Here is a 25246-nt window from a genome sequence, read left to right on the forward strand (position 1 = left end):
GCGATTTTTAACCAATCCTATTATAATATGATCCCCTTAATTGTACAAATGATCTCCCGCATATTCCGCACAAAAAATCGCATCCGCTTTCAAGGCTTTGTGATATACTAGCCATATTTCATCCATCAAAGGAGTCGTTGACATGACGTCAAGTGAACCACTTTCGTGGAGACGGTTATTTGCATTTTTTGTCCCACTGGGCATATCCGCCTCTCTCGTTACCATTTCGCACGTAATCATTAACAGTACACTCGCACGTTCCGCTCATCCCGAGACGGTCATTGCCAGCTACGCCATCGCTGGTAGCCTGCTGACCCTCACCGAGCGCCCTTCAACCCTTCTGCGTCAAACCTGTTCGGCGCTGGTTCGGGATCGCCTTTCCTTTCAGGCCCTCACGTTTGTGACCAAAATATTTCTCGCTTGTGTGCTCCTGATCGGATTCCTCATCGTATATTCTCCCATTGGTACAGGTGTATTCAAATATCTGTTTGGCGTAAGTCCGGATCTGTTAACCAAAGTGATTGACGTTTACGAGATTCTCATGTATGTCAGCATCTTTTCGGTCATCCGCAACATCTATCAGGGCATCATTATTACGAATAACCGTACAAAATGGCTGACGATCGGCATGTTATTCCGCCTTGCCGGCATGTATGGCCTGTCCTTGTATTTCATCTATACCGACAGCATTGACAGTGGACGTGTAGGCGCTATCATTTTTGCCGCGGGTATGATGATTGAGGCTTTGGTCAGTTTTCTCGAAGGCAACAGCATCAAGCGCAAGATGCCAGCCAAGCTGGAGGATCATCCTGTTGAAAACAAGGCAGACGTCTTTCGCTTCTACAAGCCACTGTTATTGTCCAGTTTCGTGGCCCTGTTTATCGGACCCGTCATTAATATCGTACTTGGCAAAACGACCGGGATTGCTCTAGCCATCTCTTCCTTTGCCGTTGCGAGTAGCCTGATGCAGTTGATGCTGAGCTTTTTTACATACATCCACCAAATCGTGCTAAATTTCTATCTTGTTGATCCCAAACTGGTGAAAAAGTTCGCACTGGTCACCGGATTTATTCCTTTTGCCATGACCGTATCGATTGCTTACACCCCGCTTGGACCTTGGGTATTGGAAAATGTAATGAGTGTTCAGGGCAATCTGCTACAGCAAAGTTTGTGGACGCTGCGTGCATTTGTACTGTTTCCGCTAATTTCACCTTTTCTCGACTTTAGCAACGGTTTGATTCTGCTGCGCGGACAAACCAAAACGATGTTTCGCTCCCAGACGGCCAATGCCATATGTACGGTGATCGTCCTGCTCATACTGGTCAGCATATTCCCTGCGTGGAACGGCATGATCGGCGCAGTCGCTCAATCCCTCGGCCTGCTTGCCGAGCTCGTCATTGTCTGGCTTGTCATCCGGCGTACACAGAAGGAACCTACCATGTCTGTAACCCCATCCGGGAAATCAACTTCCCTCAAGGGATAATAAATTTGAACTGTAATCAAGAATGGAGCCTTTCATCATGAAATCAAGTCATACCGCCCGGCCAGATCAAAACTGGCTGCGGGCACTTATGTTCACCATCTTCGGTTCCACCGTTCTGGTGGTATCGTATTTCCAGCTTTACTTCAGTCATCTGGGATTCAGTCGGGCCGAAATCGGCTACCTCTACGGAATCGGTCCTCTCGTCTCCGTATTCTCCAACATGTTCTGGAGTATGGCCAGTGACCGCTACAAAACCGTACGCAAAGTGATGATCATCTTGCTTGCCGGGCAACTGCTCACCGGTGTCATGCTTGCCAATGCCACAACCTTTGGTCAGGTGTTTGTACTGGTGGCCCTGTTTTACTTTTTCTACTACCCGGTTTATCCACTTTCCGATACGATGGCAATTACAACCGCGAGCAAGTACGGGCGAAATTTCACTTCCATTCGTGTATTTGGCTCGATCGGTTATGCATTCTTTGCGTTAAGCATTGGATATTTTCTCGGATCTTTCGGACCGGGATGGACGATGTGGGTATGTATTGCGCTGGCCGCAACTACACTCCTGATCGGTTTTCGATTAAAAGATCAGCCTTCGGGCAGCAGCACTAAGATGGATCTTTCGGGTCTGTGGTCCATCTTGAAACGAAGGGATGTCCTCACCTTTTTCGGTTGCGTTTTCCTGCTCGCTCTGGGTCACCGGATGAATGAAGCCTTTCTTACCATTACGCTGAAAGATCTAGGTGCCAGTGAAGGGCTGATCGGCTGGTCCCTGTTGATCTCTTCGGTCAGTGAGATTCCCGTGTTTTTGCTGCTAAGCAGATACGGCAATCGCTACAAAGAACTTCCTTTGCTCACGATCGCTGCACTGATGTATACGATTCGTTTATTTCTGATGTCCATCTCAAATACACCAGCGGCAGTCGTTGCTATTCAGACGATGCATAGCGTGACCTTTGGCATCTTCTACGTGACTGCAGTCCGTTATATTACCCGCCTTGTTCCGGATGGCTATCGCGCCACTGGTATGGCCCTGTTCACCATTGTGTGGTCCAGCGCTTCCGGTCTGCTCAGCGGAACCCTGGGGGGATTGCTATTAGAGCATACCAACCGAAGCACCTTCTATCTCACTGCGATGGCGTTTTCCCTGGCCGCACTTGTTGGATTTTCCATGAAGCTTTGGTCAAGCATGACTAGCCGCACATAAGCATCCAACAAGGATTTCCCTTATGGATCTCAACATATCAAAACATATCAAAAAAAGCACAGCCTCCCATGGGGGGGACTGTGCTTGGGTTCGTATATTCAGCTATAAGCCAATCATTTATAAGAAATCCGTATGACCGGAAATATTCTTACAATTTGTTTACGTTAGCTGCTTGAGGACCACGGTTTCCATCAGTAATTTCGAATTCTACCGCTTGACCTTCTTCCAATGTTTTGAAGCCGTCGCCTTGGATTGCGGAGAAATGTACGAATACGTCCTCGCCGCCTTCAACTGAAATAAAGCCATAGCCTTTTTCTGCGTTAAACCATTTAACTGTACCTTTCAAATGAACAACCTCCTAAAAATATCGCCATCTATGGCGAATACCCTTATTATACTGTATGACCTTCTACATTGCAATTTATCTTTTCCATAAAAGTCGAAAAAATTTGCTTTGAATCCAAGGGTACGGTATCATTTTACCAAAACCGTTAGTTTGGAGACTACCTATGATAAAAAAACATGAAATATACAAAACAGACAAGTGGAATATGATGACCGTAGAAGTTCAAGGCAAGTATCTGGTGCTTCGTGAAATCTCGGAAGAATGGGGCGAAGAATGCCATACATTCCTCAGCCGTCCTGCGTTGATGCACTGGGCTGAACGCCGCTTCCCGAAAGCCGATTTCGAGAACCGCGAGGACGAATGGCGTCAACTGATGGCTGCCTTCAAAGGGGTCTAGCCCATGCAGCTTGACTCAAGCAATGTTGTCATCTTCATAATTCTTGCTTTTTCCCTAGGAATCGTGCTGATTCTGGGACGCAACTCCATCCCGGATCGTTTAAGACGGGGCATGGCTCTGATTGCCACCCTGCTGATTTGTTTCGCATTTTTCCTGATCGTTTACTTTTTGGTCAATATGGGAGCCTAGCTTTTTCAAATATTTCAATGCCCCTCAGGTCATACTATACGGGATTATTCGTATAGTGAGGAGGAAGGCCGTTGAAATACCGCAAATCGCTGTTCATTCTGCTGGTACTTAGTCTGATTCCTTCGTCTCTCTCCGCACAAGCGAGTGGGACGAAGGCAGCTTCGTCTATATACTCATCACTTCATCAAAGGAGGATTCCCATGAGTCAACTATTGAAACGTTCCGAGGTACCTACTGAACAAACCTGGAAACTGGAAGATCTATTTGCCGATCAGAAAGCTTGGGATCAGGAATATGAAGAAGTATCGTCTTTGACCAAGAAAGCCTCCGAATTCCAGGGCAAACTGAACAAACCCGATACTCTCAAAAGCTGTTTTGAACTCGAAGATGAGATCAGCCTCAAAACCGAACGCCTCTTTGTGTATGCACGCATGCATCAAGATGAAGATACAGCTAACCCTACATATCAAAACCTGTCCCAAAAAGCACAAAAGTTAAGCGTGCAGGTTGGTGAAGCATTATCTTATGTTACACCCGAAATCTTGTCCCTTCCGGATGATCAGTTGGATGCCCTCATCTCCAACGAGAAACTCTCTGCCTATAAGTTCACATTGGAAGAGATGAAACGTGAAAAGGCTCATGTACTGAGCCAAGCCGAGGAAGCATTGCTCGCACAGGTGGGCAACCTGTCCCAGGCACCACAGACCATCTTTAGCATGTTGAACAACGCAGATCTCAAGTTCCCGAAAATAAAGGATGAGCATGGAAACGAAGTGGAACTGACTCATGGCAGCTATATTCAGTTCTTGGAAAATCCGAATCGGGAAGTTCGCGAACGTGCCTTCAAAGCGGTGTATGAAACCTATGCCAAGCAAAAGAACACGATTGCTGCAGCTCTGAACGCTAACGTAACTAAAAACATGTTTTATGCCGATGTTCGGAAATATCCTTCCGTCATGGAAATGTCTCTTTACGGCGACAACATTCCGAAGGATGTATATACCAATCTTGTGGATACGATTCATGAGAGCCTTCCGCTGTTACACCGTTATATGGACCTTCGCAAAAAATTGCTCGGTGTAGATAAGTTGCATATGTATGACCTTTTCGCCCCATTGGTGGATGAATACAAAATGGACATTACCTACGAGGAAGCAAAACAAACGGTTAAAGATGGCTTGAAGCCGCTTGGCAAGGATTATGCAGACGCATTACAGGCCGGCTATGATGATCGCTGGATTGATGTATACGAAAATGAGAATAAACGTTCAGGCGCATACAGTTGGGGAGCCTACGGCACCCACCCTTACGTCTTGTTGAATCACAAAGATAACCTGAATAGCATGTTTACACTGGCACATGAAATGGGCCACGCACTACATTCCCACTATTCAGACACTACACTTCCGTATCGTGATGCACAGTACACCATTTTCCTGGCTGAGGTTGCTTCAACAACGAATGAAGCCTTGTTGATGGATTATCTGCTCAATAAATCGACGGACCCCAAGGAAAAACTGTACTTGCTGACGTATTATGCAGATCAGTTCCGTACCACCGTATTCCGTCAAACCATGTTTGCAGAATTCGAAAAAATTATTCACGAGCGTGCTGAACAGGGTGAAGCTCTCACACCTCAACTGCTTTCGGAAATTTATTATGACCTTAACGTCAAATACCATGGAAACAGCATGGTGGTGGACAAAGAAATTGAAATGGAATGGGCGCGTATTCCCCACTTCTATAACAGCTTCTACGTGTACAAATATGCGACCGGCTTCTCAGCAGCGACCAGTTTCTCCAAGCAAATTCTGGAAGAAGGCCAACCTGCCGTGGACCGTTATCTTGGATTCCTCAAGAGCGGTGGCAGTGACTATTCCATCAACATCCTGAAAAAAGCAGGAGTGGATATGTCTACGCCAGAGCCGATTCGCGAAGCTATGAGTGTGTTCAAGGAACTGATTGAGCAAATGGAACAACTAACGAAATAAGGTTGCTCTCTCGTCCATGTGACCTGTGTCCCTTGCCCATTCGGGCAAGGGATTTTATAATCAAGCAAGATGCAAGAGCCATGAATTAGGGTAATTGCATACATAGTCTTGAATTGTTCAACAAGGAGGCACCACCATGAAAATGCAATGGGCACTCATCGCAGGTCTCGTTTTTGCATTACTTACCGGAATTTTTGCGGTCATTAATGTGGATTCCGTGCAAGTCAACCTGCTATTTAACACGGTTCAAATCCCGCTTATTCTGCTCATTCTTGGCTGCACCCTAATCGGTGGAATCATTGTAGGTTCTTATGGCATCTTCCGCCAATATCGACTGCAACGCGAGAACAAGCAATTGAAGCTGCGTGTATCCGAATTGGAAAGCTCCGCAGCAAGCAGCTCTTCCTCCTCTCTGGATTCGTTTAAATCCATAGATACATTCGGAACGACTGATTCGGACAACACTTCGGTGGAGTCCGATTCCATTCAGAGTCAACGAAAAGGAAATTCTTCGGGTACGCTGTAACACATCAGAGGCAGCCTGCTGGCTATCAAGAATGGGATTGTACATTCTGCCAGACAGGCTGTATTCTGTTTTTAGAACGACTTTCTGCACATTTATTAACGAGGAGGAAATTTTCATATGAGTTTTACCATTGACGAATCTTATGTCCTGTCTTTTCTGAAAAAGTTACTCGACACCCCCAGCCCTAGTGGCTATACCCACGATATTATTGAGATGATCCGCAAGGAAGCTGAATCACTTCATATCGCTTTTGAATTGAACAACAAAGGCGGAGCTGTGCTTACATTGCCTGGGCAGGACTCTTCCAGAACGATCGGACTGAGCGCACATGTGGATACATTGGGAGCTATGGTGCGTTCCATCACTTCCTACGGTACACTGAAGCTCACCTCTGTCGGTGGATTTACCATGAACAGTATCGAGAATGAGTATTGCACCATCCACACACGTGATGGAAAGACCTATACAGGCACCATTCTCTCCCTGCACCCATCTGTACACGTCTATCCAGATGCACGCACGTTTGAGCGAAGCGAGAGCCATATGGAAGTACGTATTGATGAAGTGGTCTCTTCCAAGGAAGATGTTCTGGCATTGGGCATCTCTGTTGGGGACTTTATTTCCTTCGATGCCCGTGCGGTCATTACGCCCAGCGGATATATCAAGTCGCGTCACCTTGATGATAAAGCCAGCGTAGCTGCCTTGTTCGGTATCCTGGAATCTGCACATCGAGAAAACTGGAAACCAATACATAACGTTTCGCTGCTTATCTCGAACTACGAAGAGGTTGGACACGGCGCATCTTATATCCCAGCGGAAATCAGCGAATTGATTGCTGTAGACATGGGCGCAATGGGTGACGACCTTAGCTGCAAAGAGACGGATGTATCCATCTGTGCCAAGGATTCATCGGGACCATATGACTACGATATGACCACTCGACTGATCGAACTGGCCAAACAAGCAAACCTTGATTATGTCGTTGATATTTATCCACAATACGGCTCCGATGGCAGCGCAGCATTACGTGGAGGAAATAACATTCGCGCTGCGTTGATTGGTCCGGGCGTTCACGCTTCCCACTCCATGGAACGCACGCATAAAGACGCTGTCCTGAATACAGCGAGACTGCTTGCCGCATATATTACGACCAAGTAAAATGGGACATGGTCATGGACAAGTAGAAAGGCAATACAGCATTTGAATTCATGATCAGAGTTGTGTATCTCGATCTTGTCGGGCATGCCGACTTGGATATCTAAGATTCACTTTTAACATGTAAAAAAGGACACTTCAGCTGCGCCGTTTAGGAGCAAGCCAGAAGTGTCCTTCTTCTTTGAAATGTCTCAGTCCGCTCGTTCAATATGTTCGCAATACCTACGTTCCAGATGCTCCAACTTCACCTTGTGCTCCTGAATCTGATTCTTCAGTACACGCATCGTGCTTCGCACTGCATTCAGTCCATCCTTCACCTGGGTTTCTGCTTTGCGAATTTTGTCTTGAACCATCCAGTCCACAAAGAGATTATCGAAGAAATAGTCTGCGAATGAAAGCAGGCCTCCAAGGTGTAATTCCGTGTTTACAGCCATCTTCCTCCTGATTCAGCTTCTCCAGCCGATCATTCCATTTCTCGTACATTCTTCCCTTTTCCTTGATCACTGCCAATTGTTCATTCAGTTCTCTGTACATGGATGTGGAGTTCTCCCCCTTCTATGGAATTCTTTATTTAATAAACGGTTTGAATATGGTTAACGTTTCATATAAATTCATTTACATCAATTCAAAAAAATCGCCCTCCCCCAAAAGACGACTGCAAGTCGCTTTTTGAAGAGAGGACGATTCATTGAATTATACTTTAAGATTTGCTGTTTTCAATCTGTTCCGCAAGCTCATTCAGAACGGTCCACCGCTCCATCAGTTCGTCCAGATGACGCTCCGCCTCCGCCTGCTCTGCCATTAACTCCTGCAGACGGGTTGAATCGCTGAACGATTCTTCCATCTCTTTATTAATGCGGGCGAGATTGGCTTCAGCTTTCTCAATATTCTCATCAATCTGGTCATATTCACGCTGTTCCTTGAAGCTGAACTTCAGCTTAGGTTTAGCCGCCGAGGCAGCAGGTTTATTATCCTCCGTTGCCGGTTTCACTTTAGCTGCTGTTCCCGCCCCGCTATCCTGAGAAGATCCAGGGGCATTTTTCAGCATCCATTCTGCATATTCACTATAGTCCCCAACATGCACACGCACAGCACCGCCACCTTCAAAAGACAGTACTTTATCCACCGTCCGATCCAGGAAGTACCGGTCATGGGATACAACAAATACAACACCCGGGAAATCATCCAGGTAATCTTCGAGTACTGCAAGTGTCTGAATGTCCAGGTCATTCGTCGGCTCATCCAGCAGCAGGACATTCGGTGCAGCCATCAGCACACGCAGCAGGTATAGACGACGCTTTTCTCCGCCAGACAGACGGGAGATGGGTGTCCACTGTGACGCTGGGGTGAAGAGGAAACGTTCCAGCATCTGAGCAGCGGTAATGAGAGATCCATCCGCCGTTTTTATATTCTCGGCCACTTCCTTGATGTACTCAATAACCCGCAGAGATTCATTCATCTCCTGATGCTCCTGAGTGAAGTAGCCCAGATTAACTGTCGGGCCCACAACAACCTCCCCGGCATCGGGCTCCAGCTTGCCAGAAATCATTTGCAGCAAGGTTGATTTACCGCTACCGTTCGGGCCGACAATACCTACCCGGTCACCTGGTACCGCAATGTAACTGAGATCGTCAATCAATTTTCGGCCATCCGCCGATTTGGACAGATGCTCAATCTCCAGTATTTTTTTACCCAAACGTGTGGACCCCACGGATACCTCTAGTGAGCCTGAGCGATTGGGACCCTGTTGATCCTTCAACTGTTCAAATCGATCAATTCTCGCTTTTTGTTTCGTGGTCCGTGCTTTTGCACCGCGACGAATCCAGGCGAGCTCCGTACGCAGCAGATTTTGCCGTTTTTGTTCCGATGCGGATTCACGCTCTTCACGCTCAGCCTTCAGTTCCAGGAAGCGAGTATAGTTGGCCTCATACCGGAATAAACGTCCATGATCCAGCTCCAGCATCACATTTGCTACACGATCCAGGAAATAGCGATCATGTGTGATCATGAGCAGAGCGCCTCGCCGTTTTTGCAAATACTGTTCCAGCCAAACTACGGAATCATTATCAATATGGTTCGTAGGCTCATCCAGAATGAGCAATTCGCAGGGATGAATCAGCGCAGAGGCAAGCGCTACCCGTTTACGTTGTCCACCTGACAATGTGCCCATCAGCGCATCGAATTGACGAATGCCCAGTTTGGACAGAATGCTCTTCGCTTCACTTTCCATCTGCCAGACCTGAAGCTGCTCCATCTGCTGGTTCAAAAGCAACAAACGCTCTTGCAGTGCCGGATCGGAAGGATTAAGTTCCAGTAGCTCCATCGTTTCTGTATACTCACGTACCGTTTTCATCTCCGGGCTGTCGCCTTCAAATACTTGTTGCAAGACTGTATTATCCGGGTTAAACTGCGGATTCTGTGCCAGGAACTGTATACGCACGTCATTCCCAATCGAGATCTGTCCCTCATCCGCTGGCTCCATACCTGCAATGACACGCAAAAATGTGGACTTCCCGGTTCCATTGACACCAACGACACCAATCTTGTCCTGATCGCCCATGCCGAATGAGGCGTCTTTAAACAATATTTTCTCACCATAGCTTTTCGCAACTTGCTCTACCGTCATTATGTTCATTGGTCGTAACCTACTTCTCTGTAAAATAAATTCAATATGAAGCTGCACTTAAGATGCAATGCAACTACGCTCACTCACGCTATACTTGCAAAAAGGAACGACATCCGTCCAGAAACAGAGCTGCTGCAAAGGCAATTCGTTTGTTCAGATGTTCCTCGTTAAACTCCGGATTCAGCATAATATCCATCTTTAGCCGATCGAGAATTCCGATATAAGCTTCTGCAAGCAGCACAGGCTCAGGTACGCCAGCATTCTCTAATACCTCACGCACCATGCTCATATATTCATTCATAAATGCCTTCATGAATTTCATCAGATCCGGATCATTATTGGGTGCCATGAAAAACATCTTGGTATGATTGCGACGCTCATAATAATACGTCAGGTGAGTCTTGGCGATCGCACCAAGCTTATCGCCCGTACTCTGATGTGAGTTCAACGCATAATCCAGGCGACTGATAAAATTGTCGCAGTCCCGCTTGGATACGGCAACAAATAATTGTTCCTTATTTTTAAAATATAAATAAATGGTGCCTTTCGCGATGCCCGCTTCGTCCGCAATATCGGACATTTTCGTCTCATAGAATCCTTTTGAACCGAAAATACCGTAAGCTGCATCCAGAATAGCCTCCGATTTGTCTCCTTGCACAGTGCTCAAACGCACTCCCTCCCTACGACGCCAAAATGATACCCAAACCGATCGCCAAACATCCGCCGATCAATGAACTGAGCACGTTTACCAGATCATTACTCATCCAAGACCAGCCACGCGATCGAACGGTTTTGTGTCCACAATGCTCACTTACCTCGACCTCACGGCCGCACACAGTACAACGATACATATACTGAACCGTTGCGCCCAGATAGGAATCGGCAAAAGCTCCAGCCAATCCGCCGACAAGGCCGACACACGTCCAGCTAAGCAGACTCAAGCCTTCGATCCCGGCAATCGAGGAAAAGAAGAACGCTCCTGCCCCAATTAGAGCTCCGCCTATGGCAGCAGCTAGTGTCCCAAGTAATGAAACACCTCCAGAGGTACCTGGAGTCAGCACCTTCCACGTCACGACAGAGCGTGGCGGCTTACGGCTGAGACTTCCCCACTCGGTTGCCCATGTATCTGAAGTAACGGTAGCCATGACACCGATAAAAGCATACATCCAAGCTGGGTGTGGGAGGACCCAGTTCCCCAGAACAAGAAACATGCCGATTCCACCGTTAGCCATAACCTGTCCAGCATCACGATTACCCGTCTTGGCATACGATTTCTCAAGCTCCTGCTTGCGATCCTTGCGAAATTTGGAGAACAGCGTTGAGGTAATGAAAAACAACAGCAGTGTTCCAAACCAGAACAGGTTGCCCGCTCCGTAATATATCGTACCCATGATCACAGCCGCGAGGCAGCCGGACAGGGTTAGCGACTTCTTCGCGTAGGCAGCAACCGCCACAATAAAAGCGCATACGGCGCCAATAATCCAGTCCATAAGTTCTCCTGCATGTGGCAGCATCCATGGCCCACATGACGTTTTATATTTTTGAAATTCAATTATACCACGGTTTGATCCCAATGCCGAAACTCCCCAGCCCCGCATACAAAAAACCTGATTCAGCAGCTTTGAAAGCTACCAAATCAGGTCTATGATATTGCGATAAAACTGAGATGAGTGATCCTTCTTCCGTTTGACCAAGAATTCGAGGATTACATCACCTCAAGTTCCAGTTCAGACCCGCTTCGTTCCACCAATTACACCATAACGGTAGAGCACGCTGCGACCAAACCAATTGAACAACCGATCGGTGAGGAAGCCCATAAAGCCCAGAGAAATCAGGCCGACAAAGATCCAATCTGTGCGAAAGAATAATCGGGAATTCCAGATCAGATAACCAACACCTTCATTCGCAGCAATCATCTCTGCGCCGATAATAGCCATATAGGAAGTGCCCATTGCCAATCGTACCCCCGTGAAGATATACGGAGTCGTCGCCGGAACAACGACATGCAGCAAAATCTGCCATTCGTTTGCTCCCATACTGCGGGCTGACCGGATCTTGTCTTCTTCAATGGAGAGTACACCTGTCAGCGTGTTTAACACAACGATGAAGAACGTTGCATACATGATGAGTGCAATCTTCGATTGCTCCCCGATTCCGAACCAGACCAGGAATAGAGTAATGAATGCAATCGGCGGAATAAAGCGGATAAAATTAAGGAAAGGTTCGGCAAACAGCCGGATCATATGAACCTTGCCGATAATCAGCCCTACCGGGATCGCTATCACACTGCCAAGTACCCAACCCGCAAGCACACGTGTAAAGCTAATTCCGATATACTGCATCAGTGTACCGTCAGCAATCAGTTCACGAGCACCAAGAATCGTATCCCATGGACCGGGAATCACGTCGGGTCCATAGAGCATGGCTCCAAGCTGCCAAATCAGAATAACCGTCACCCACAATAGAGGGATAGACACCCACTTCTTCTCCAACCATCTCATCTTGCTATCACCTCAATTATTCTTCAAAATGGCTTTGAATCTGATCATATAGCGTGTTGAACTCAGATGAGGCAATGTTCCTTGGATAAGACAGAGTATTGTCGTAAATATCCGTTATCTTCGAAGAAGGTCCTACTGACATAATTCCGATCCGCTGACCCAGCAAGAGCGCCTCCTGAATATCATGAGTGACAAAAATAACGGTCTTGTGGGTTTCCTGCCAAATATTGACCAGCTCTTTCTGCATCGTACGCCGAGTCATTGCATCCAACGCTCCAAAGGGTTCATCCATCAACAGGATGGCCGAATCGTTGGCTAGCACCCGGGCCAATTGCACCCGCTGCTTCATGCCACCTGACAGCTCCTTCGGAAATTTGGCTTCATGACTACCCAGTCCAACAAGCTCGATGTATCGGTCTGATATTGTACGCCGCTGAGACTTTGGCACCTTGGACATCCGAAGTCCAAACTCCACATTCTCCCTTACGGTAAGCCACGGGAAAAGAGAAGAATCCGCCTGCTGGAATACCATGGCCCGATCTTTGCCTGGCCTATCAATCTCCTTATTATCCACCTTGAGCTGACCGCCCGACTTAGAGATAAAGCCTGCAATCATATTTAGAAGCGTGGACTTGCCACATCCGCTGGGACCGAGCAGGACAAAGAATTGCCCTCCCTTGATGACCAGATCGACATCCTTGATAATATAGTGTACATCCCCATGGGTGGGGGCATTGTATGTTTTACGAAGCTGCTCGATACGAATCGTATGCTGATCTGCAGGTAAGGACATGAGAACACCTCCAATGCAATTTGCAAGTTATTTGCTATAAGTCACTTTATCTGGCAGTGCCTGCTTCAGGAGCTCCAGGTTCAGTTTGTTATCGAGATCGAAATCGTGTTCGATGATCCCGTTATCCACCATATATTGCTTCTGCCCTGCCAGACTGTCATAAGCTGCCTGGGTAAATCCAACTTCCCATGGATTGATTGGCAGATCCTTCAAGGTGGCCTCCTTAGGCTGCTTGGTTTCCTTATACATCAGGTCTGCAACCTCTTCAGGATGTGCCTGGGCATACACGGAGGCTTCATTCAGCGCCGTGAGAAAACCACTCACCGTTTCAGGGTTCCCCTGGATTAATTCATTGCTTGCTACGAGCCCCATTCCAAGACGTACAGGGGTTTGGGACATATCGGTGAGCTGATGCACGCCTTCAAGCGCATCAAATTTATCAGTCAAGGCGGAACCAATGACCCAGGTTGCATCTAGATCGCCCTGCTTTAGTGCAATGTAGGCTTCGTCAAATGCTCCCTGACCCACCTGGGTTACATCAGTTAGTTCCAGTCCCTGGTCCTTCAAATATTCATCCCACAGATAAGGAATAAACGTACCGCGGATGAAACTTACTTTTTTACCTTTCAGATCGGCTCCACTCTGTATATCATTCTTGGCATACAACTTCCACGCAGCTGCCGCTTCATTCGTAGCCTGACCTGCGGAAGCAATGACAGAGTAATCCCCTTTTGCCAAAGCGTTCAATACAGGAAAGTCAGCTCCGTACGCAATATCCACCTGCTTGATAAATAGCGCATTTACACCTTCCGCTGGCGAACCAAACGTAATGCTCTCTGCATCAATGCCGTGGCTCGCAAAGAAACCTTTGGCAATGGCTACCCTGAATGTTGGGTTCGTACTTGTATCTGCGATCCGGATTTTCACTTTTTTGGCCTCTGTGCCGGATGCGCCTTTTGCTTCGGATACCGTTTCGTTTGCAGAACATCCCGATAATATCAATAACATGGATAAGAGCATTAATAACACACCCGTTAAGGTGGACGGTTTTCTCAAAGTATGCACCCCATTCGTTCTAATCATTGTTCGTCGCTCTGCGCCACTTCATTTGCCTTCATCTGACGTTGCCACACAGGCTGCACCTTCAACAAACGGCAGTGTTATCTCAACACTTACAACGGATGCAGAACCTTTGGGCGCAGCTCCCGGTACTCTGTAGTCGGAAACATCAATGGCTTCAATAGCAACCTCCTGCGGCTTCTCCAGCTGTGGTACCCAGTGATAAGGCACGCGATACGAGCGATAGACCATATTGGTGTTCCGTCCATCCTTATAAGGGGATACATATTCCCACACTAGCTCATACTCGGATGTAACCTCGAACAGTCTTCCATTGGAACCTTCCGTAATTAGCGTGTTTCCATTAGGCAAGCGCTGAGCGGAGCTGATATACGGACTATAAAATTTATAGGAATCTGTCGGAACGGAAAATCCGGCTTCTGCGGATGTATATTGCCAAACGATCTCCAGGGTCACCGGATTGATCTCCAGTACGCGTGAATGATCGCGAACGGCATGTTTCAAGCCGTATGGAGAAGCCGGATTGGGCAGGCCATAACCGGCCCAGCCGCCATTGTCGAATACCAGCAGATTCCCCTCTCCAGGCAAACCTTTAGGGATGATATGTGCATGGTGCTGTCCAATAATGGTGCCAATATGCTTTACTTCAGGCGAAGAGTAATCCGGCCCTAGTCTCCATACGATCTTTCCACTCTGTCTGTCGGTTATTGCGATAATATTTGCTTCTCTGGCATCCCAGATAATATTGTCGGGATGGAACCGCTCGTCTCCATTTCCATAGAAATGGTTTGGACCAACATAAGAAGCTGAATTAATATGTAGCCAATCCCCCACCCCACCACCGAGATGTCCAAATGAGCGTGTGTTCGGGTCACGGAAAAGAACATTACGGGCGGCCTCATCGAATCCAAGTTCCTCAAAGTGCTCGTTCGGCAGCCATTCCCATAATACATTTCCTTCCCAATCGACTTCTATAATCGCATCATCAAGCAGAGGTTTATCCGAAATGGACGGGTTATTCACATTTTTATGCGCAAGAATCAGTGTCTTCCCGCTCTGGGTCTTGGGTGCGAGCCCAGGGGCGTAATAGCCGACCGGATTGCCTTCGCGCTGAAAATCATGGTGCTGACGAGCGTACCACAGCGGTTCATATCCTGGATCTTCAATGTGTTCGTAGCTGTTGTATTTCCATACGATATTGCCATCCCAATCCACCTGAACCAAATCAACGTTGTCCTGGATACCGAACTTCGGATCTCTTCGCCCCGTGCTGCCCAATACAAAGCCGCCTGGAAAAACTTTAGCCGGAAAGCCTAGCAGCCCCTTCCACAGGTGAACCTCCTTACCATTCATATCAATCAGTACAACCCCTTCCTCGCCTGCCTGATAGACGGTATAACCGCCCCAAGCCTTATCAGGGTTATATACGGTTGCCCCGGTTGGATAAATTGTTGAATGCCCCATTGATCATCTCTCCCTTGGATGGTTTGTTTTCATTATCTGATCAAACGTTAATAACTGAGATAATTGCTCTTTCCGGTATTCTCCCTCTGCTTCTGTTCAGGGTTACTTTTGGTGGACGGATCGTGTTCCTGTCTCCCGTTGTTCTCTGCCAATTCCAGCAGCGTATCCGAGAACCCCTCCAGATTCGCTATCACCCGCTCATAAAATTGGCTTTGCTGCTCCAGTTCCTCCGTCGTAAAGCCCTCAAACAGAAGCGTGATACATCGGGCACCGATATTGCTGTTCCGTGCAAACATCTCCCGCCCACTGGCAGTAATGTCGAGCAAAACCGTCCGGCGGTCATCTTCCTTTCGCCTGCGGATCGTAAGCCCCTTTTTCTCCAACTTGTCTGTTAAAGCTGTAATGGCACCTGAAGTGAAGTCCAGTTGTTCAGCCAAATCCCCCAATCGCTGCTCCCCTTCACGAATGATTTTGTGCAGAATAAGCATGCCCGGTAAACTGACCCCCTCTACCGATATGCGATCTCGTTCCTTCACGAATCGTCTGACCATTTTACGAAACAACCAATCTGTCTTTTCCAATGCTTCCCAGTCCCTATTGCTCATTTCATCCTCCCTGTCTAACTGAAACAGCAGCAAATACGCAAAAAGGCTCCCGTAGACATTCCATAGTGGAGTAGTCCCGGGAGCCTTTGGTGGTCCAATCAGCTCGCATCAGTTCATATTATTTCACTGTTCATTTAATTAGTGTTAAAATAATTGAGTTCATCATATAACCCACTAACCCAACCTGTCAAGTGTGGATTTAAATATATTTTTCGTAGCTCGATGTCCCCCATATTTAGATTACTTATCTGATTTTAAGTTTCAGTTCAGCTTTCCCGGTTACACTATCCTCAGAGCGTTACATCAAACCAGCTACGATTCAGTTCGTACTTAACTATAGAAATGAGGATGACATATATGAATATGAAGCGCGTAATCGTTGTCGGAACCATGATTGTTACCATGTCCTTCGCAGGAACAGCCTGGGGCAGATCAGCAATATCCCCTATACCTTTGACGAAATGGTCCATCGTTAGCATCGATACCAAAGACGAGAGCGGAGATGAGTTGCTGAGTGCTCTGAATCAACAGTCGGAAGACGACTTGGTTCAGGATCTTTACGCGGGTAAATCGCTGAGGATGATTGCAGATGAACATGATGGTGATTTCAACGAGGTTGTCGCATTGCAAATAAGGCAGCTCAAGGAGCAATTAGATCAACGACTCGCAAGTGGAAGCATTAGCGCGGAGCAACACGCAGTACAAAGCAGTGAAGTGGAGGAGTTGGTCACGGAGAGTGCCAATACAGCCTACAGCTTCGCGTAAATGAAAAGTCTCTCATGTGTTATGGCAGAGAATGAGGGCACGCCAAAAAGGAGCGTCTAACGCCCCTTTATCTGTTTCATATTCACTCTAAGTAAGCTGATTTATTATCTATGATACTTACTCAACTGCTGCTGCAATCGTGCATTTGCCCAAGGATTCGCCGTCCCAGGCCAGTTCAAGCACATCTCCTGCTGCCGTTGGTCCAACCCCTTCTGGTGTGCCCGTAAAGATAACATCTCCAGCCCCCAGGCCGTAATGATGACCTACATAATCCACAATGTCCTGCAGGTTGAAGATCATGTTACGGATATTGCCCCGTTGGACCTCGGCACCGTTCTTGGTGAGTGTAAAGTCTTTCTCAAGAAGAGCCTGAGCCCCCGGAAATGGCTGGAATGCAGTAACCGGAGCGGAGTTTTTGAACCCTTTGGCTGCCGTCCACGGATGGCCTTTTTTCTTAATAACCGTCTGTACGTCACGTAATGTAAAGTCAATGCCAAACGCATACGCGTCAACCAACTCATCCACAGCCATACCCGGCTCATAATCCCGCCCGATTTGGATGACTAGTTCAGCCTCATAATGAACTTCGCCCTTTGTCGCAGGTAATTGCAGCGTTTCACCATTCAAGGGCACAACCGCATGGGAAGGCTTCATAAAGATCATCGGTTCATCCGGAACCGCGTTACCCAATTCTTCTGCATGAAGTTTATAATTTCGTCCTACACAGTATACATTGCGAATGTTTGTCAGCATGGGTTTACGACCACCTTTATCGGATTCATTAGCGTATATGGAGCATGTTTATCTTTTTATTATATAAGTACATATCATATTTTCGCTATTCAAAAATTGGAGTTTACGGCCTGAAAAATCGGCTGCTCGTTTCCTGAAAAGCCTGTTCCCACACATCAGGCCGGTTTGTACATAACATCAGCTCCGGATCAATCGCCGCAAGCCGCTTCATGATGATTTTGTCATCCACTGTCCAGGCCATTACCTGAATGCCTTCGATACGCATCTCACGCATCAGCGATTTGTCCACATTGGTGTATCCGATGGAAAGAAAACTGCAATTCATCTGCCGCAGCACTGCTGCCAGATCCCCTGGACGTGCATCAATAATCAATCCCGTTTTGAACTCCGGGGCCAGTTTCTTCACTTCAACCAGAGCCGAAGGTTCAAACGAAGTGATGACCACATCATGCTGCATATGTCTCTTCCTCACCTCATGAATGACCGCTGCTGGCAGACCGGGATACATGTTGCCTTGCGTTTTCAGTTCGATATTCAATCGCACTTTGCCACAGGTCCGGTCCAGCACTTCGCTAAGCGCAGGAACACGTTCCCCTTTATAGGCTTTTCCTTTCCATGATCCTGCATCCAGCTGCTGTATATCTGCCCAGTCCTTTTCTCGAACAAATCCTTTTCCATTCGTAGTCCGATCAAAAGTAAAATCATGAATAACGACCGGCACACCATCACGCGACAACTGTACATCCAGCTCCATCCACTGAACTTCCGGCTGCTCCATGGCAAGCAGAAATGCAGCCATCGTATTTTCTGGTGCAATGGACGAAAATCCACGGTGCGCTACACAAAGGTTGTTCATTTCATCCCCTCCTCAACAAAATGCATCTCAACTTGGCGAAGCGAACCCATTCGCATCAAAGCGAATGCCTGGCGAGAGCTGTGTCATCTGCTCCAGCAGCAGCTTGTTAGCTTCATCCACCATCGGAATGGCCTGACCCAACCCTGCCTCGTAAGGAATAACCTTCATGCTGCATTTGGCATCCTTACTACAGCTCGCCTGAAAAACCGCTGTTTTCCACGTTTCCTCTGTCGTTGATTTCGAGAAAATAAAGTTGCCTGTACTATATGCAATCCATTTGCCTTTGTAGTACTCTACCCCTTGCAAGACATGGGGATGCCCACCTATGACCAGATCGGCTCCGGCATCTACAAATTCATGAGACAGACGAGTCTGATCATTATTTGGAGTGCTGACCCGTTCCTCTCCCCAATGGGCAACAACGATAACCAGATCTGCCTTTTCACGGGCTTTCTGAATGGCTTTTACCGCTCCAGTAGAATCGTAAGCTTCGGCAACACCAGCCCGATTCCCTTCCGCTTTCCAGCTTGTTTCAGGTACAACCCGGCTGAATCCAAGCAGTGCAATCTTCATGCCTTTGCGTTCCAGATATGCAGGTGCATAGGCCTCATCCCTGTTCATACCCGCCCCTGTGTGCGCAATACCATATTGCTCAAGGTAAGTTAACGTATCGACCAAGCCTTCTACACCTTGATCGAGAATATGATTGTTGGCCAGATTCACGGCATCAAATCCTGCTGAAGCCATTGCTTCGAGCGCCTTTGGCGAAGACTTGTATACATAGGTTTTGTCTGCTGCACCAGTTCCACCAAGGGTTACGGGAGTCTCAAGGTTTCCAATGGTCAAATCATCTTCCTTGAACAAGTTGCCAAGCTTTGCAAAGGGATAGTCATAACCGTTCTTCTCCAACAATTCAGCCACTTTGCCGGAAAACTGAATATCCCCAACAAAGTTAATGGTTACATCCTTCGCCGAATGAGATGGCTGTGTCGCCCCAGTTCCGGCACCTTCGCTTCCCTTTGAGCCGGAAGAAGCGGGAGTATCCGTCGGTTTTTTCGTTCCTGTATCCGTCTTTCCATTTGCCTCGGAGCCTGTAGCATCAGGCTTTTTCTCACCCGACGTAGCGCCTGGATTCTCAGTTACCTGTTCAGCAGAATCCTCCGATTCTTCATCCGGGGTATTACTTGCCTCCGAATCCGTGTCAGGTGAATTCACCTGATCACCGCCCTGAGGGCTTTTTTCATTCACAGGTTCCTGATTCACAGCCGTTTCTGTCACCGCCGGGTCTATTTGCTGCTCCCGCATGCCTACTGCGTAATAGATGCCGACGAGTCCAATTGCAGCAATCAATACCAGATTAATGATCCAAATCCGGCGTTTTCGGGCACGTTTCACTTTTTTCTTTTGTACACTTCGTTTTGATCTTGGGGGATACATAGGCAGCTCCTCTTCTTCACAGCAATCCTTATCATATTATATCAGGCATATTCTGGATTTCCATCATTCCTTGGAACTGCAAATATTGAAAGAGTTCAGACCTCTCCCCTTTTCGCTTTATGGTGCAAAAAAGGCCGTCTCCCTGTAGAAAAAATCTACGTTTGAGACAGCCAAATACGTTAATTACTTTGCAGCAATCAATTGCGTAGCTTGAACTGACATTTCCTTCGCCTGTTTGATACAGTCAGGCAAGCCTACCCCTTCATAACCAGCGCCGGCAATGTATACCCCCGGCAATTTGCTGCCAAGTTGTTCGCGCAGTGCTGCAATCTGCTGCAGATGACCTACCGGATACTGTGGCATGGATTTGCGGAGCCGAGTAATTTCCGAGAAGATCGGAACGGCCTCAACGCCCATTGTTTCACGCAAGTCCTTGAGTACCAGATCTGTTAGTGCATCATCCGGGAGTTCCACATTCTGTTCATCTCCGGAACGGCCAACGTAGCAACGAAGCAGTACTTTGTCATCCGGGCTGGTGTGCAGCCACTTGGTTGATGTCCAAGTACATGCTGTAATATTGCGGCCTTCCTTACGCGGAACGAGGAAACCAGACCCATCAAATACATGTTCGATATCCTTTTTCTCAAAAGCCAGCACCACATTCGCGACAGATACATAGTTAATCGCATCCAGAGCCGCTGTATCCACGTGCGGTTGCAGCAGTTCAGATGCAACATACGTAGGCACGGTAATGACTACATCATCTGCTTCAAGGCGCTCTCCGTTATCCAGTTGAATGCTATATCTGGCTGAATCTCCAGTCTGAACCTCCAGGGATTGCACGGAAGTGTTCAGCCGTTGATCCACGTCCTGCAACTCATGTACAAGCGCATGAACCAGGCTCTGCAAACCCTGACGAAAGTTCAGAAAAGCACTTTTCTTCGTTCCCGTATGAGTCTCTGCCGGTTTGCGGCCAGTCATCATTCCCCGGATCAAACTACCGTAATCCCGTTCCACTTCACCGAATTGCGGAAAGGTTGCCTGAAGACTCAATCGCCGCATATCACCTGCATAGATGCCCGCAAGCAGTGGCTCAGTGAGGTTTTCCAGCACTTCCGCTCCAAGACGGCGTTCAATCATATAACCGAGCGATTCATCCTCCGTTGTACGGCGGGGAGGGATGACAAAATCCATTAATGCCCGCAGCTTGCCTGCCGGAGATACAAGACCACTTCTCAGAAACGGTCTTAACTCCGTCGGAATACCGAGAACGAGTCCTGCCGGCATGGGATGCAACTTGCCACGCTGCATGATGTACGTTTTTTTCGATTCCGGATTTTGACTGACCAGTTCATGGTCCATTTCCAGCTCTTTAGCCAAATCAATCATCGCCGTTTTGCGGGCAAGGAAAGAATCCGGCCCCTTCTCAATAACGAACCCATCCCGGTGCAGCGTCTCAATCATGCCACCCATGGAAGAACTTTTCTCAACCAAGGTAATGACAGGTTCAACTCCTGCTCCCCGGTAATGCTTCCGGATATAAAATGCCGCGCTTAGGCCGGTCAGACCTCCGCCGACAACAACGACACGACGTTTATGGTCTTCCATTACTCTTCCGTTCCTTGCTGCCATTGGCTAATAATGACGTCACTTAACGTTTCCATGTAAAGCGGGTCACTATTGAGAGAATCGATACGCATGAGGCGCATGTCGATCTCTTTGGCAATCGCTTTGGCTTCAATATCAAGATCATACAGCACTTCCAGATGATCCGATACGAATCCAATTGGGGCTACAAGCACATCCTCAACCTGTTCACGAGCAAGCTCCTGAAGTGTGTCCAGAATATCAGGGCCCAGCCACGGCTCTGCCGTTCGCCCCGCACTTTGCCACGTGAACTGCCAGTTGGTAATTCCTAAACGGGAAGCAATAACTTCCGAAGTCTCCAGCAGTTGCTGCGGATATGGATCACCGATATCTACAATTCGCGCAGGCAGACTGTGTGCACTGAACAGCACTCGTACATCGCCGCGTTTGGCTCCCGCTTCTTCGAAAGCATCCAATTTGGCGCTAACACGTGTGGAGAGAGCCTGAATCAATTTGGGATGCAGGTGGTAACTCTCAATAAAGGACATCTGAATGCCTAATTCTTCCGCTTTCTCACGAGCGCGCTTGATGTAGCTTCCTACACTCATCGTGGAGAAATGAGGTGCCAGTACGATGCCTATTGCAGTCTGAATTCCATCCTTCGCCATCTGTTCCACGCCATCCTCAATGAACGGATACGCATGCTTCAACCCTTGATAACAACGGAAGTCAACCTCATTGGAACGGTCATCCTTGTTTAACGTCTCCTGGAGGGCCTTCACCTGATTATCCGTGTTTTCTCGAAGTGGGAACACGCCCCCAACGATCGCTTCATAACGGTCGGTCAGTTCCTTCAATTGTTCCGGTTCAGGCGCACGTCCTCTCCGGATATGTGTGTAATACGCTTCAATACTTTCCATATTCTCAGGTGTGCCATACGACATCACCAGTACACCTACTGTATTAGTCATTAGTAACCGTCACCCCAGTCTTCAATGCTTCAGCGGAATATTCATGAATATACGCCGTGAGTTCTCTTAATTTATCCAAAGATGCTTCAGGAAATAGTCCGTGCCCCAGATTGAAAATATACCCCGGCTCCTTGATACCTTCGTCAATAATCAATTTGGCATGCTGCTTGATCAGATCCATCGGTGCAGTCAGCACATAAGGGTCCAGGTTACCTTGCACAGCAAATTTTCCGCCCAGTCGTTTACGTCCCTCGGAGATCGATACTCTCCAGTCCAGCCCAATCACATCAGCTTGCAGATCATGCAGGGTTGGCAGCAATTCACCAGAAGCCACACCAGGGAAATAAATTTTAGGTACATTCAAATCCGATAATTCGGTAAAGATACGAGTAATCGTCGGCAACACATACGTTCTAAAGTCGTTTGGCGAAAGTGCGCCCACCCAGCTGTCAAACAGTTGGAATGCTTTACCGCCGTTCGCAATGTGTGCACGGACATATGTAATCACCATATCGCCCAGTTTTTGCATCAATTTATGCCACACTTCAGGTTCACTGTACATCATCGTTTTGGTCCGTATGTACCCTTTGGAAGGTCGGCCTTCAATCAAATAGCTGGCAATAGTAAACGGTGCACCGGCAAATGTAATCAAGGGTACATCCAGTTCCTTGTCCAGAATGCGAATCGTCTCCAGAATATGAGACAGATCTCCTTCCACATCAATAGGACGCAAACGATCCACATCTGCCGCCGTGCGGATTGGATTGTCTATAACAGGTCCAATATTTTTAACAATATCAAAATCTATACCGAGGGAAGCAACCGGATTCATAATATCGGAATACAAAATAGCCGCATCCACACCGAGTTTACGTACCGGCATGAGTGTAACTTCAGCTGCTAGCTCAGGTTGACGGCAAATTTCGAGCAAAGAATACTTTTCTTTAATCTTGCGATATTCGGGATCATAACGCCCAGCCTGACGCATGTACCACACGGGAACACGGTCTACCTGCTGTTTGAAGCTGGCCTGAATCAGACGATCATTATAGCTCATGTAAGAAGCCTCCAATAGTTTTTGGACTCATAAATAACATTATGCCCTTTTTAAAGAGCGGTAACAACCACGTGTCGATCTGTTCCGATGACAATACTATGACATTCCTTACATCCCCTCATCCATATGAAAATTATGTTATAATGAAAAAATCGTTTTTTTTTGAAACGTTGCAGAAACGATCTGAAAGGAAGTGAAAGCACTTTGAAAACGTGGAAAGTAAACCTCATTGTGCTTTGGTTTGGACAATTTCTGGTCAACTCGGGCATGACCATGATTACCCCGTTTTTGTCCCTTTATCTCGCCAAGGATCTTGGCGTGGTTGGTGAGCATGAGATTGGCATATGGGCGGGATTTATATTTGCTGCCAACTTCCTCACCTCATTTTTGTTCCAGCCCTTGTGGGGCAAATTGTCTGACAAGTACGGACGGAAAATTATGTTGCTGCGTTCCGGCTTCGGGATGGCGATTGTTATTGCCTTGATGGGTTTTGCACAGAACCCGTGGCAGCTCCTTTTATTACGACTGCTCAACGGTACGATCTCCGGCTTCAACCCGGCAGCAGTTGCATTGATCTCGGGTACAACGCCGAAGGATCGCATGGGTTTTGCCATGGGCATCAGCCAATCCGGCCAAGTGGCCGGTACGATTCTAGGTCCGCTGATCGGCGGTTTGCTTGCTGATGCAGTGGGCTTCCGCCCTATCTTCTATATTACTGGCGGACTGATCTTTGCGGCTTCCATGCTCGCCATGTTCCTGGTCAGAGAGAAGTTTGACCGCAAGGAAGCGGCCAAACTGCCGGAACAATCCGTATTGTCCGGTCTGAAGGAATTGAACAAGTCTCCCCAGTTACCTGCGCTATTCGCTGTAACATTCCTATTGCAATTTGCCATGATTAGCCCGATGTCACTCTTGCCGCTGTATGTACAGAAGTTACAAGGTTCGGATGTCAACGTCGCCTTCTGGGCAGGGCTTGTCGGCGCAGTCACGGGACTATCCAACATGGCCATGTCCCCGATTCTCGGGAAACTCAGTGACAGGGTAGGTTCACACAAGGTACTTACGTTCTCTCTTATAGGAACAGGGCTCATGCTTATACCTCAAGCTTTCGTGCAGACGGTATGGCAGCTCATCCTCGTCCGTTTCATGATGGGTGTGTTCATGGGTGGCCTGCTTCCAAGTGTCAACGCGCTCATTCGCTCCTATACGCCAGATAGCATGATTAGCCGGGCGTTCAGCTTTAACACGAGCACACTCGCATTGGGTAACATGCTTGGAGCCGTAATCGGCGGCTTTATGGCCGGGTTCATTGGCATCGAAGGACTGTTCATCGTCTCTGGTGGGCTGCTGCTGCTCAACATGGTGTGGGTAAGACTCAAGCTGTACAAAAAGCCCCCTCTGATCAGAGAATCCTGACGCTTGGATTCACATCATATTTGTTCTTATAAAAAGCCGCT

25 protein-coding genes are annotated in these 25246 nt (G+C 47.7%); 9 read left to right on the forward strand and 16 right to left on the reverse strand.

Translation table 11 applies throughout. The features are described from left to right. The first annotated feature begins 142 nt into the window (after positions 1-142). The gene (locus BMW94_RS20530) at positions 143-1483 is read left to right on the forward strand and encodes a polysaccharide biosynthesis protein (protein ID WP_091000798.1); all 1341 of its coding nucleotides are present in this window, start codon (positions 143-145) and stop codon (positions 1481-1483) included. 37 nt (positions 1484-1520) lie between these two features. Further along, positions 1521-2690: an MFS transporter gene (locus BMW94_RS20535; protein WP_091000799.1), complete on the forward strand. Its 1170-nt coding sequence runs from the start codon at positions 1521-1523 to the stop codon at positions 2688-2690. A gap of 148 nt (positions 2691-2838) precedes the next feature. Here BMW94_RS20535 and BMW94_RS20540 read toward each other — a convergent pair whose 3' ends face one another. Continuing rightward, positions 2839-3036 (reverse strand): cold shock domain-containing protein, encoded by a 198-nt coding sequence (locus BMW94_RS20540; RefSeq protein ID WP_017689394.1) that lies wholly within the window; start codon positions 3034-3036, stop codon positions 2839-2841. Positions 3037-3199: 163 nt separating this feature from the next. Between BMW94_RS20540 and BMW94_RS20545 the strand changes: the two genes are divergently transcribed. The 5 genes from BMW94_RS20545 to BMW94_RS20565 all read left to right on the forward strand — a co-directional run bounded on the left by BMW94_RS20545 (position 3200) and on the right by BMW94_RS20565 (position 7297). Then, positions 3200-3433 carry a hypothetical protein gene (locus BMW94_RS20545; RefSeq protein ID WP_017689395.1) on the forward strand — a complete coding sequence of 78 codons (234 nt, stop codon included), beginning with the start codon at positions 3200-3202 and terminating at the stop codon, positions 3431-3433. Between the two features lie 3 nt (positions 3434-3436). Further along, the gene (locus BMW94_RS20550) at positions 3437-3622 is read left to right on the forward strand and encodes a hypothetical protein (protein ID WP_024629224.1); all 186 of its coding nucleotides are present in this window, start codon (positions 3437-3439) and stop codon (positions 3620-3622) included. A gap of 200 nt (positions 3623-3822) precedes the next feature. Continuing rightward, positions 3823-5613, forward strand: coding sequence for an oligoendopeptidase F (gene pepF / locus BMW94_RS20555; RefSeq protein WP_091000800.1), 1791 nt, complete (start codon positions 3823-3825; stop codon positions 5611-5613). Between the two features lie 136 nt (positions 5614-5749). Continuing rightward, positions 5750-6139: a LapA family protein gene (locus BMW94_RS20560; RefSeq protein ID WP_091000801.1), complete on the forward strand. Its 390-nt coding sequence runs from the start codon at positions 5750-5752 to the stop codon at positions 6137-6139. A 117-nt stretch (positions 6140-6256) separates the two neighbouring features. Next, a complete protein-coding gene (locus BMW94_RS20565; protein WP_091000802.1) occupies positions 6257-7297 on the forward strand; it encodes a M42 family metallopeptidase in 1041 nt (346 codons plus the stop codon). A gap of 188 nt (positions 7298-7485) precedes the next feature. On the opposite strand, the gene BMW94_RS20570 is transcribed toward BMW94_RS20565, so the two are convergent. The 9 genes from BMW94_RS20570 to BMW94_RS20610 form a co-directional block, all read right to left on the reverse strand. Further along, a complete protein-coding gene (locus tag BMW94_RS20570) occupies positions 7486-7728 on the reverse strand; it encodes a hypothetical protein (protein ID WP_091000803.1) in 243 nt (80 codons plus the stop codon). A gap of 266 nt (positions 7729-7994) precedes the next feature. Beyond that, positions 7995-9929, reverse strand: coding sequence for an ABC-F family ATP-binding cassette domain-containing protein (locus tag BMW94_RS20575; RefSeq protein ID WP_091000804.1), 1935 nt, complete (start codon positions 9927-9929; stop codon positions 7995-7997). A gap of 79 nt (positions 9930-10008) precedes the next feature. Next, a complete protein-coding gene (locus BMW94_RS20580) occupies positions 10009-10587 on the reverse strand; it encodes a TetR/AcrR family transcriptional regulator (RefSeq protein WP_091000805.1) in 579 nt (192 codons plus the stop codon). A gap of 13 nt (positions 10588-10600) precedes the next feature. Further along, complete coding sequence (locus BMW94_RS20585) at positions 10601-11410, reverse strand: DUF92 domain-containing protein (RefSeq protein ID WP_091000857.1); 810 nt, start codon at positions 11408-11410, stop codon at positions 10601-10603. A 237-nt stretch (positions 11411-11647) separates the two neighbouring features. Then, the gene (locus tag BMW94_RS20590) at positions 11648-12421 is read right to left on the reverse strand and encodes an ABC transporter permease (RefSeq protein ID WP_064639209.1); all 774 of its coding nucleotides are present in this window, start codon (positions 12419-12421) and stop codon (positions 11648-11650) included. A 16-nt stretch (positions 12422-12437) separates the two neighbouring features. Continuing rightward, positions 12438-13214, reverse strand: a complete 777-nt coding sequence (locus BMW94_RS20595) for an ABC transporter ATP-binding protein (RefSeq protein ID WP_091000806.1) — start codon at positions 13212-13214, stop codon at positions 12438-12440. 27 nt (positions 13215-13241) lie between these two features. Next, the gene (locus tag BMW94_RS20600) at positions 13242-14270 is read right to left on the reverse strand and encodes an ABC transporter substrate-binding protein (RefSeq protein ID WP_091000807.1); all 1029 of its coding nucleotides are present in this window, start codon (positions 14268-14270) and stop codon (positions 13242-13244) included. A 48-nt stretch (positions 14271-14318) separates the two neighbouring features. Beyond that, entirely contained in the window at positions 14319-15758 is a 1440-nt protein-coding gene (locus BMW94_RS20605) for an aryl-sulfate sulfotransferase (protein ID WP_091000808.1), read from the reverse strand. Between the two features lie 47 nt (positions 15759-15805). Continuing rightward, on the reverse strand, positions 15806-16363 hold the full coding sequence (locus tag BMW94_RS20610) for a MarR family winged helix-turn-helix transcriptional regulator (protein WP_091000809.1): 558 nt from the start codon (positions 16361-16363) through the stop codon (positions 15806-15808). Positions 16364-16720: 357 nt separating this feature from the next. Between BMW94_RS20610 and BMW94_RS20615 the strand changes: the two genes are divergently transcribed. Continuing rightward, positions 16721-17128, forward strand: coding sequence for a hypothetical protein (locus BMW94_RS20615; protein WP_091000810.1), 408 nt, complete (start codon positions 16721-16723; stop codon positions 17126-17128). A 117-nt stretch (positions 17129-17245) separates the two neighbouring features. On the opposite strand, the gene BMW94_RS20620 is transcribed toward BMW94_RS20615, so the two are convergent. The 6 genes from BMW94_RS20620 to hemE all read right to left on the reverse strand — a co-directional run bounded on the left by BMW94_RS20620 (position 17246) and on the right by hemE (position 23789). Further along, positions 17246-17881, reverse strand: a complete 636-nt coding sequence (locus BMW94_RS20620) for a fumarylacetoacetate hydrolase family protein (RefSeq protein WP_091000811.1) — start codon at positions 17879-17881, stop codon at positions 17246-17248. 103 nt (positions 17882-17984) lie between these two features. Further along, on the reverse strand, positions 17985-18737 hold the full coding sequence (locus BMW94_RS20625) for a glycerophosphodiester phosphodiesterase (RefSeq protein WP_091000812.1): 753 nt from the start codon (positions 18735-18737) through the stop codon (positions 17985-17987). Between the two features lie 27 nt (positions 18738-18764). Beyond that, a complete protein-coding gene (locus BMW94_RS20630) occupies positions 18765-20174 on the reverse strand; it encodes a CapA family protein (protein WP_091000813.1) in 1410 nt (469 codons plus the stop codon). A gap of 183 nt (positions 20175-20357) precedes the next feature. Then, positions 20358-21782, reverse strand: coding sequence for a protoporphyrinogen oxidase (gene hemY / locus BMW94_RS20635; RefSeq protein ID WP_091000814.1), 1425 nt, complete (start codon positions 21780-21782; stop codon positions 20358-20360). Then, positions 21782-22732, reverse strand: coding sequence for a ferrochelatase (gene hemH, locus BMW94_RS20640; protein WP_091000815.1), 951 nt, complete (start codon positions 22730-22732; stop codon positions 21782-21784). The genes hemY and hemH overlap by 1 nt, the downstream gene beginning before the upstream one ends. Beyond that, a complete protein-coding gene (gene hemE / locus BMW94_RS20645) occupies positions 22725-23789 on the reverse strand; it encodes a uroporphyrinogen decarboxylase (protein ID WP_063564891.1) in 1065 nt (354 codons plus the stop codon). The genes hemH and hemE overlap by 8 nt, the downstream gene beginning before the upstream one ends. A 204-nt stretch (positions 23790-23993) precedes the next feature. Between hemE and BMW94_RS20650 the strand changes: the two genes are divergently transcribed. Continuing rightward, positions 23994-25205: an MFS transporter gene (locus BMW94_RS20650; RefSeq protein ID WP_091000816.1), complete on the forward strand. Its 1212-nt coding sequence runs from the start codon at positions 23994-23996 to the stop codon at positions 25203-25205. The last annotated feature ends 41 nt before the right edge of the window (positions 25206-25246 follow it).

It is taken from the genome of Paenibacillus sp. OK003 (assembly GCF_900109515.1).
Taxonomy (GTDB): Bacteria; Bacillota; Bacilli; order Paenibacillales; family Paenibacillaceae; genus Paenibacillus; species Paenibacillus marchantiae.

Coding starts and splice junctions, on each gene's coding strand:
- BMW94_RS20560 (WP_091000801.1), top strand. CDS start 5,750: ATGAAAATGCAATGGGCACTCATCGCAGGTCTCGTTTTTGCATTACTT.
- BMW94_RS20610 (WP_091000809.1), bottom strand. CDS start 16,363: ATGAGCAATAGGGACTGGGAAGCATTGGAAAAGACAGATTGGTTGTTT.
- BMW94_RS20625 (WP_091000812.1), bottom strand. CDS start 18,737: ATGAACAACCTTTGTGTAGCGCACCGTGGATTTTCGTCCATTGCACCA.
- BMW94_RS20590 (WP_064639209.1), bottom strand. CDS start 12,421: ATGAGATGGTTGGAGAAGAAGTGGGTGTCTATCCCTCTATTGTGGGTG.
- BMW94_RS20545 (WP_017689395.1), top strand. CDS start 3,200: ATGATAAAAAAACATGAAATATACAAAACAGACAAGTGGAATATGATG.
- BMW94_RS20595 (WP_091000806.1), bottom strand. CDS start 13,214: ATGTCCTTACCTGCAGATCAGCATACGATTCGTATCGAGCAGCTTCGT.
- hemE (WP_063564891.1), bottom strand. CDS start 23,789: ATGAGCTATAATGATCGTCTGATTCAGGCCAGCTTCAAACAGCAGGTA.
- BMW94_RS20605 (WP_091000808.1), bottom strand. CDS start 15,758: ATGGGGCATTCAACAATTTATCCAACCGGGGCAACCGTATATAACCCT.
- BMW94_RS20630 (WP_091000813.1), bottom strand. CDS start 20,174: ATGTATCCCCCAAGATCAAAACGAAGTGTACAAAAGAAAAAAGTGAAA.
- BMW94_RS20535 (WP_091000799.1), top strand. CDS start 1,521: ATGAAATCAAGTCATACCGCCCGGCCAGATCAAAACTGGCTGCGGGCA.
- hemY (WP_091000814.1), bottom strand. CDS start 21,782: ATGGAAGACCATAAACGTCGTGTCGTTGTTGTCGGCGGAGGTCTGACC.
- BMW94_RS20620 (WP_091000811.1), bottom strand. CDS start 17,881: ATGCTGACAAACATTCGCAATGTATACTGTGTAGGACGAAATTATAAA.
- BMW94_RS20570 (WP_091000803.1), bottom strand. CDS start 7,728: ATGGCTGTAAACACGGAATTACACCTTGGAGGCCTGCTTTCATTCGCA.
- BMW94_RS20530 (WP_091000798.1), top strand. CDS start 143: ATGACGTCAAGTGAACCACTTTCGTGGAGACGGTTATTTGCATTTTTT.
- BMW94_RS20575 (WP_091000804.1), bottom strand. CDS start 9,929: ATGAACATAATGACGGTAGAGCAAGTTGCGAAAAGCTATGGTGAGAAA.
- BMW94_RS20565 (WP_091000802.1), top strand. CDS start 6,257: ATGAGTTTTACCATTGACGAATCTTATGTCCTGTCTTTTCTGAAAAAG.
- pepF (WP_091000800.1), top strand. CDS start 3,823: ATGAGTCAACTATTGAAACGTTCCGAGGTACCTACTGAACAAACCTGG.
- BMW94_RS20585 (WP_091000857.1), bottom strand. CDS start 11,410: ATGGACTGGATTATTGGCGCCGTATGCGCTTTTATTGTGGCGGTTGCT.
- BMW94_RS20550 (WP_024629224.1), top strand. CDS start 3,437: ATGCAGCTTGACTCAAGCAATGTTGTCATCTTCATAATTCTTGCTTTT.
- BMW94_RS20615 (WP_091000810.1), top strand. CDS start 16,721: ATGAATATGAAGCGCGTAATCGTTGTCGGAACCATGATTGTTACCATG.
- hemH (WP_091000815.1), bottom strand. CDS start 22,732: ATGACTAATACAGTAGGTGTACTGGTGATGTCGTATGGCACACCTGAG.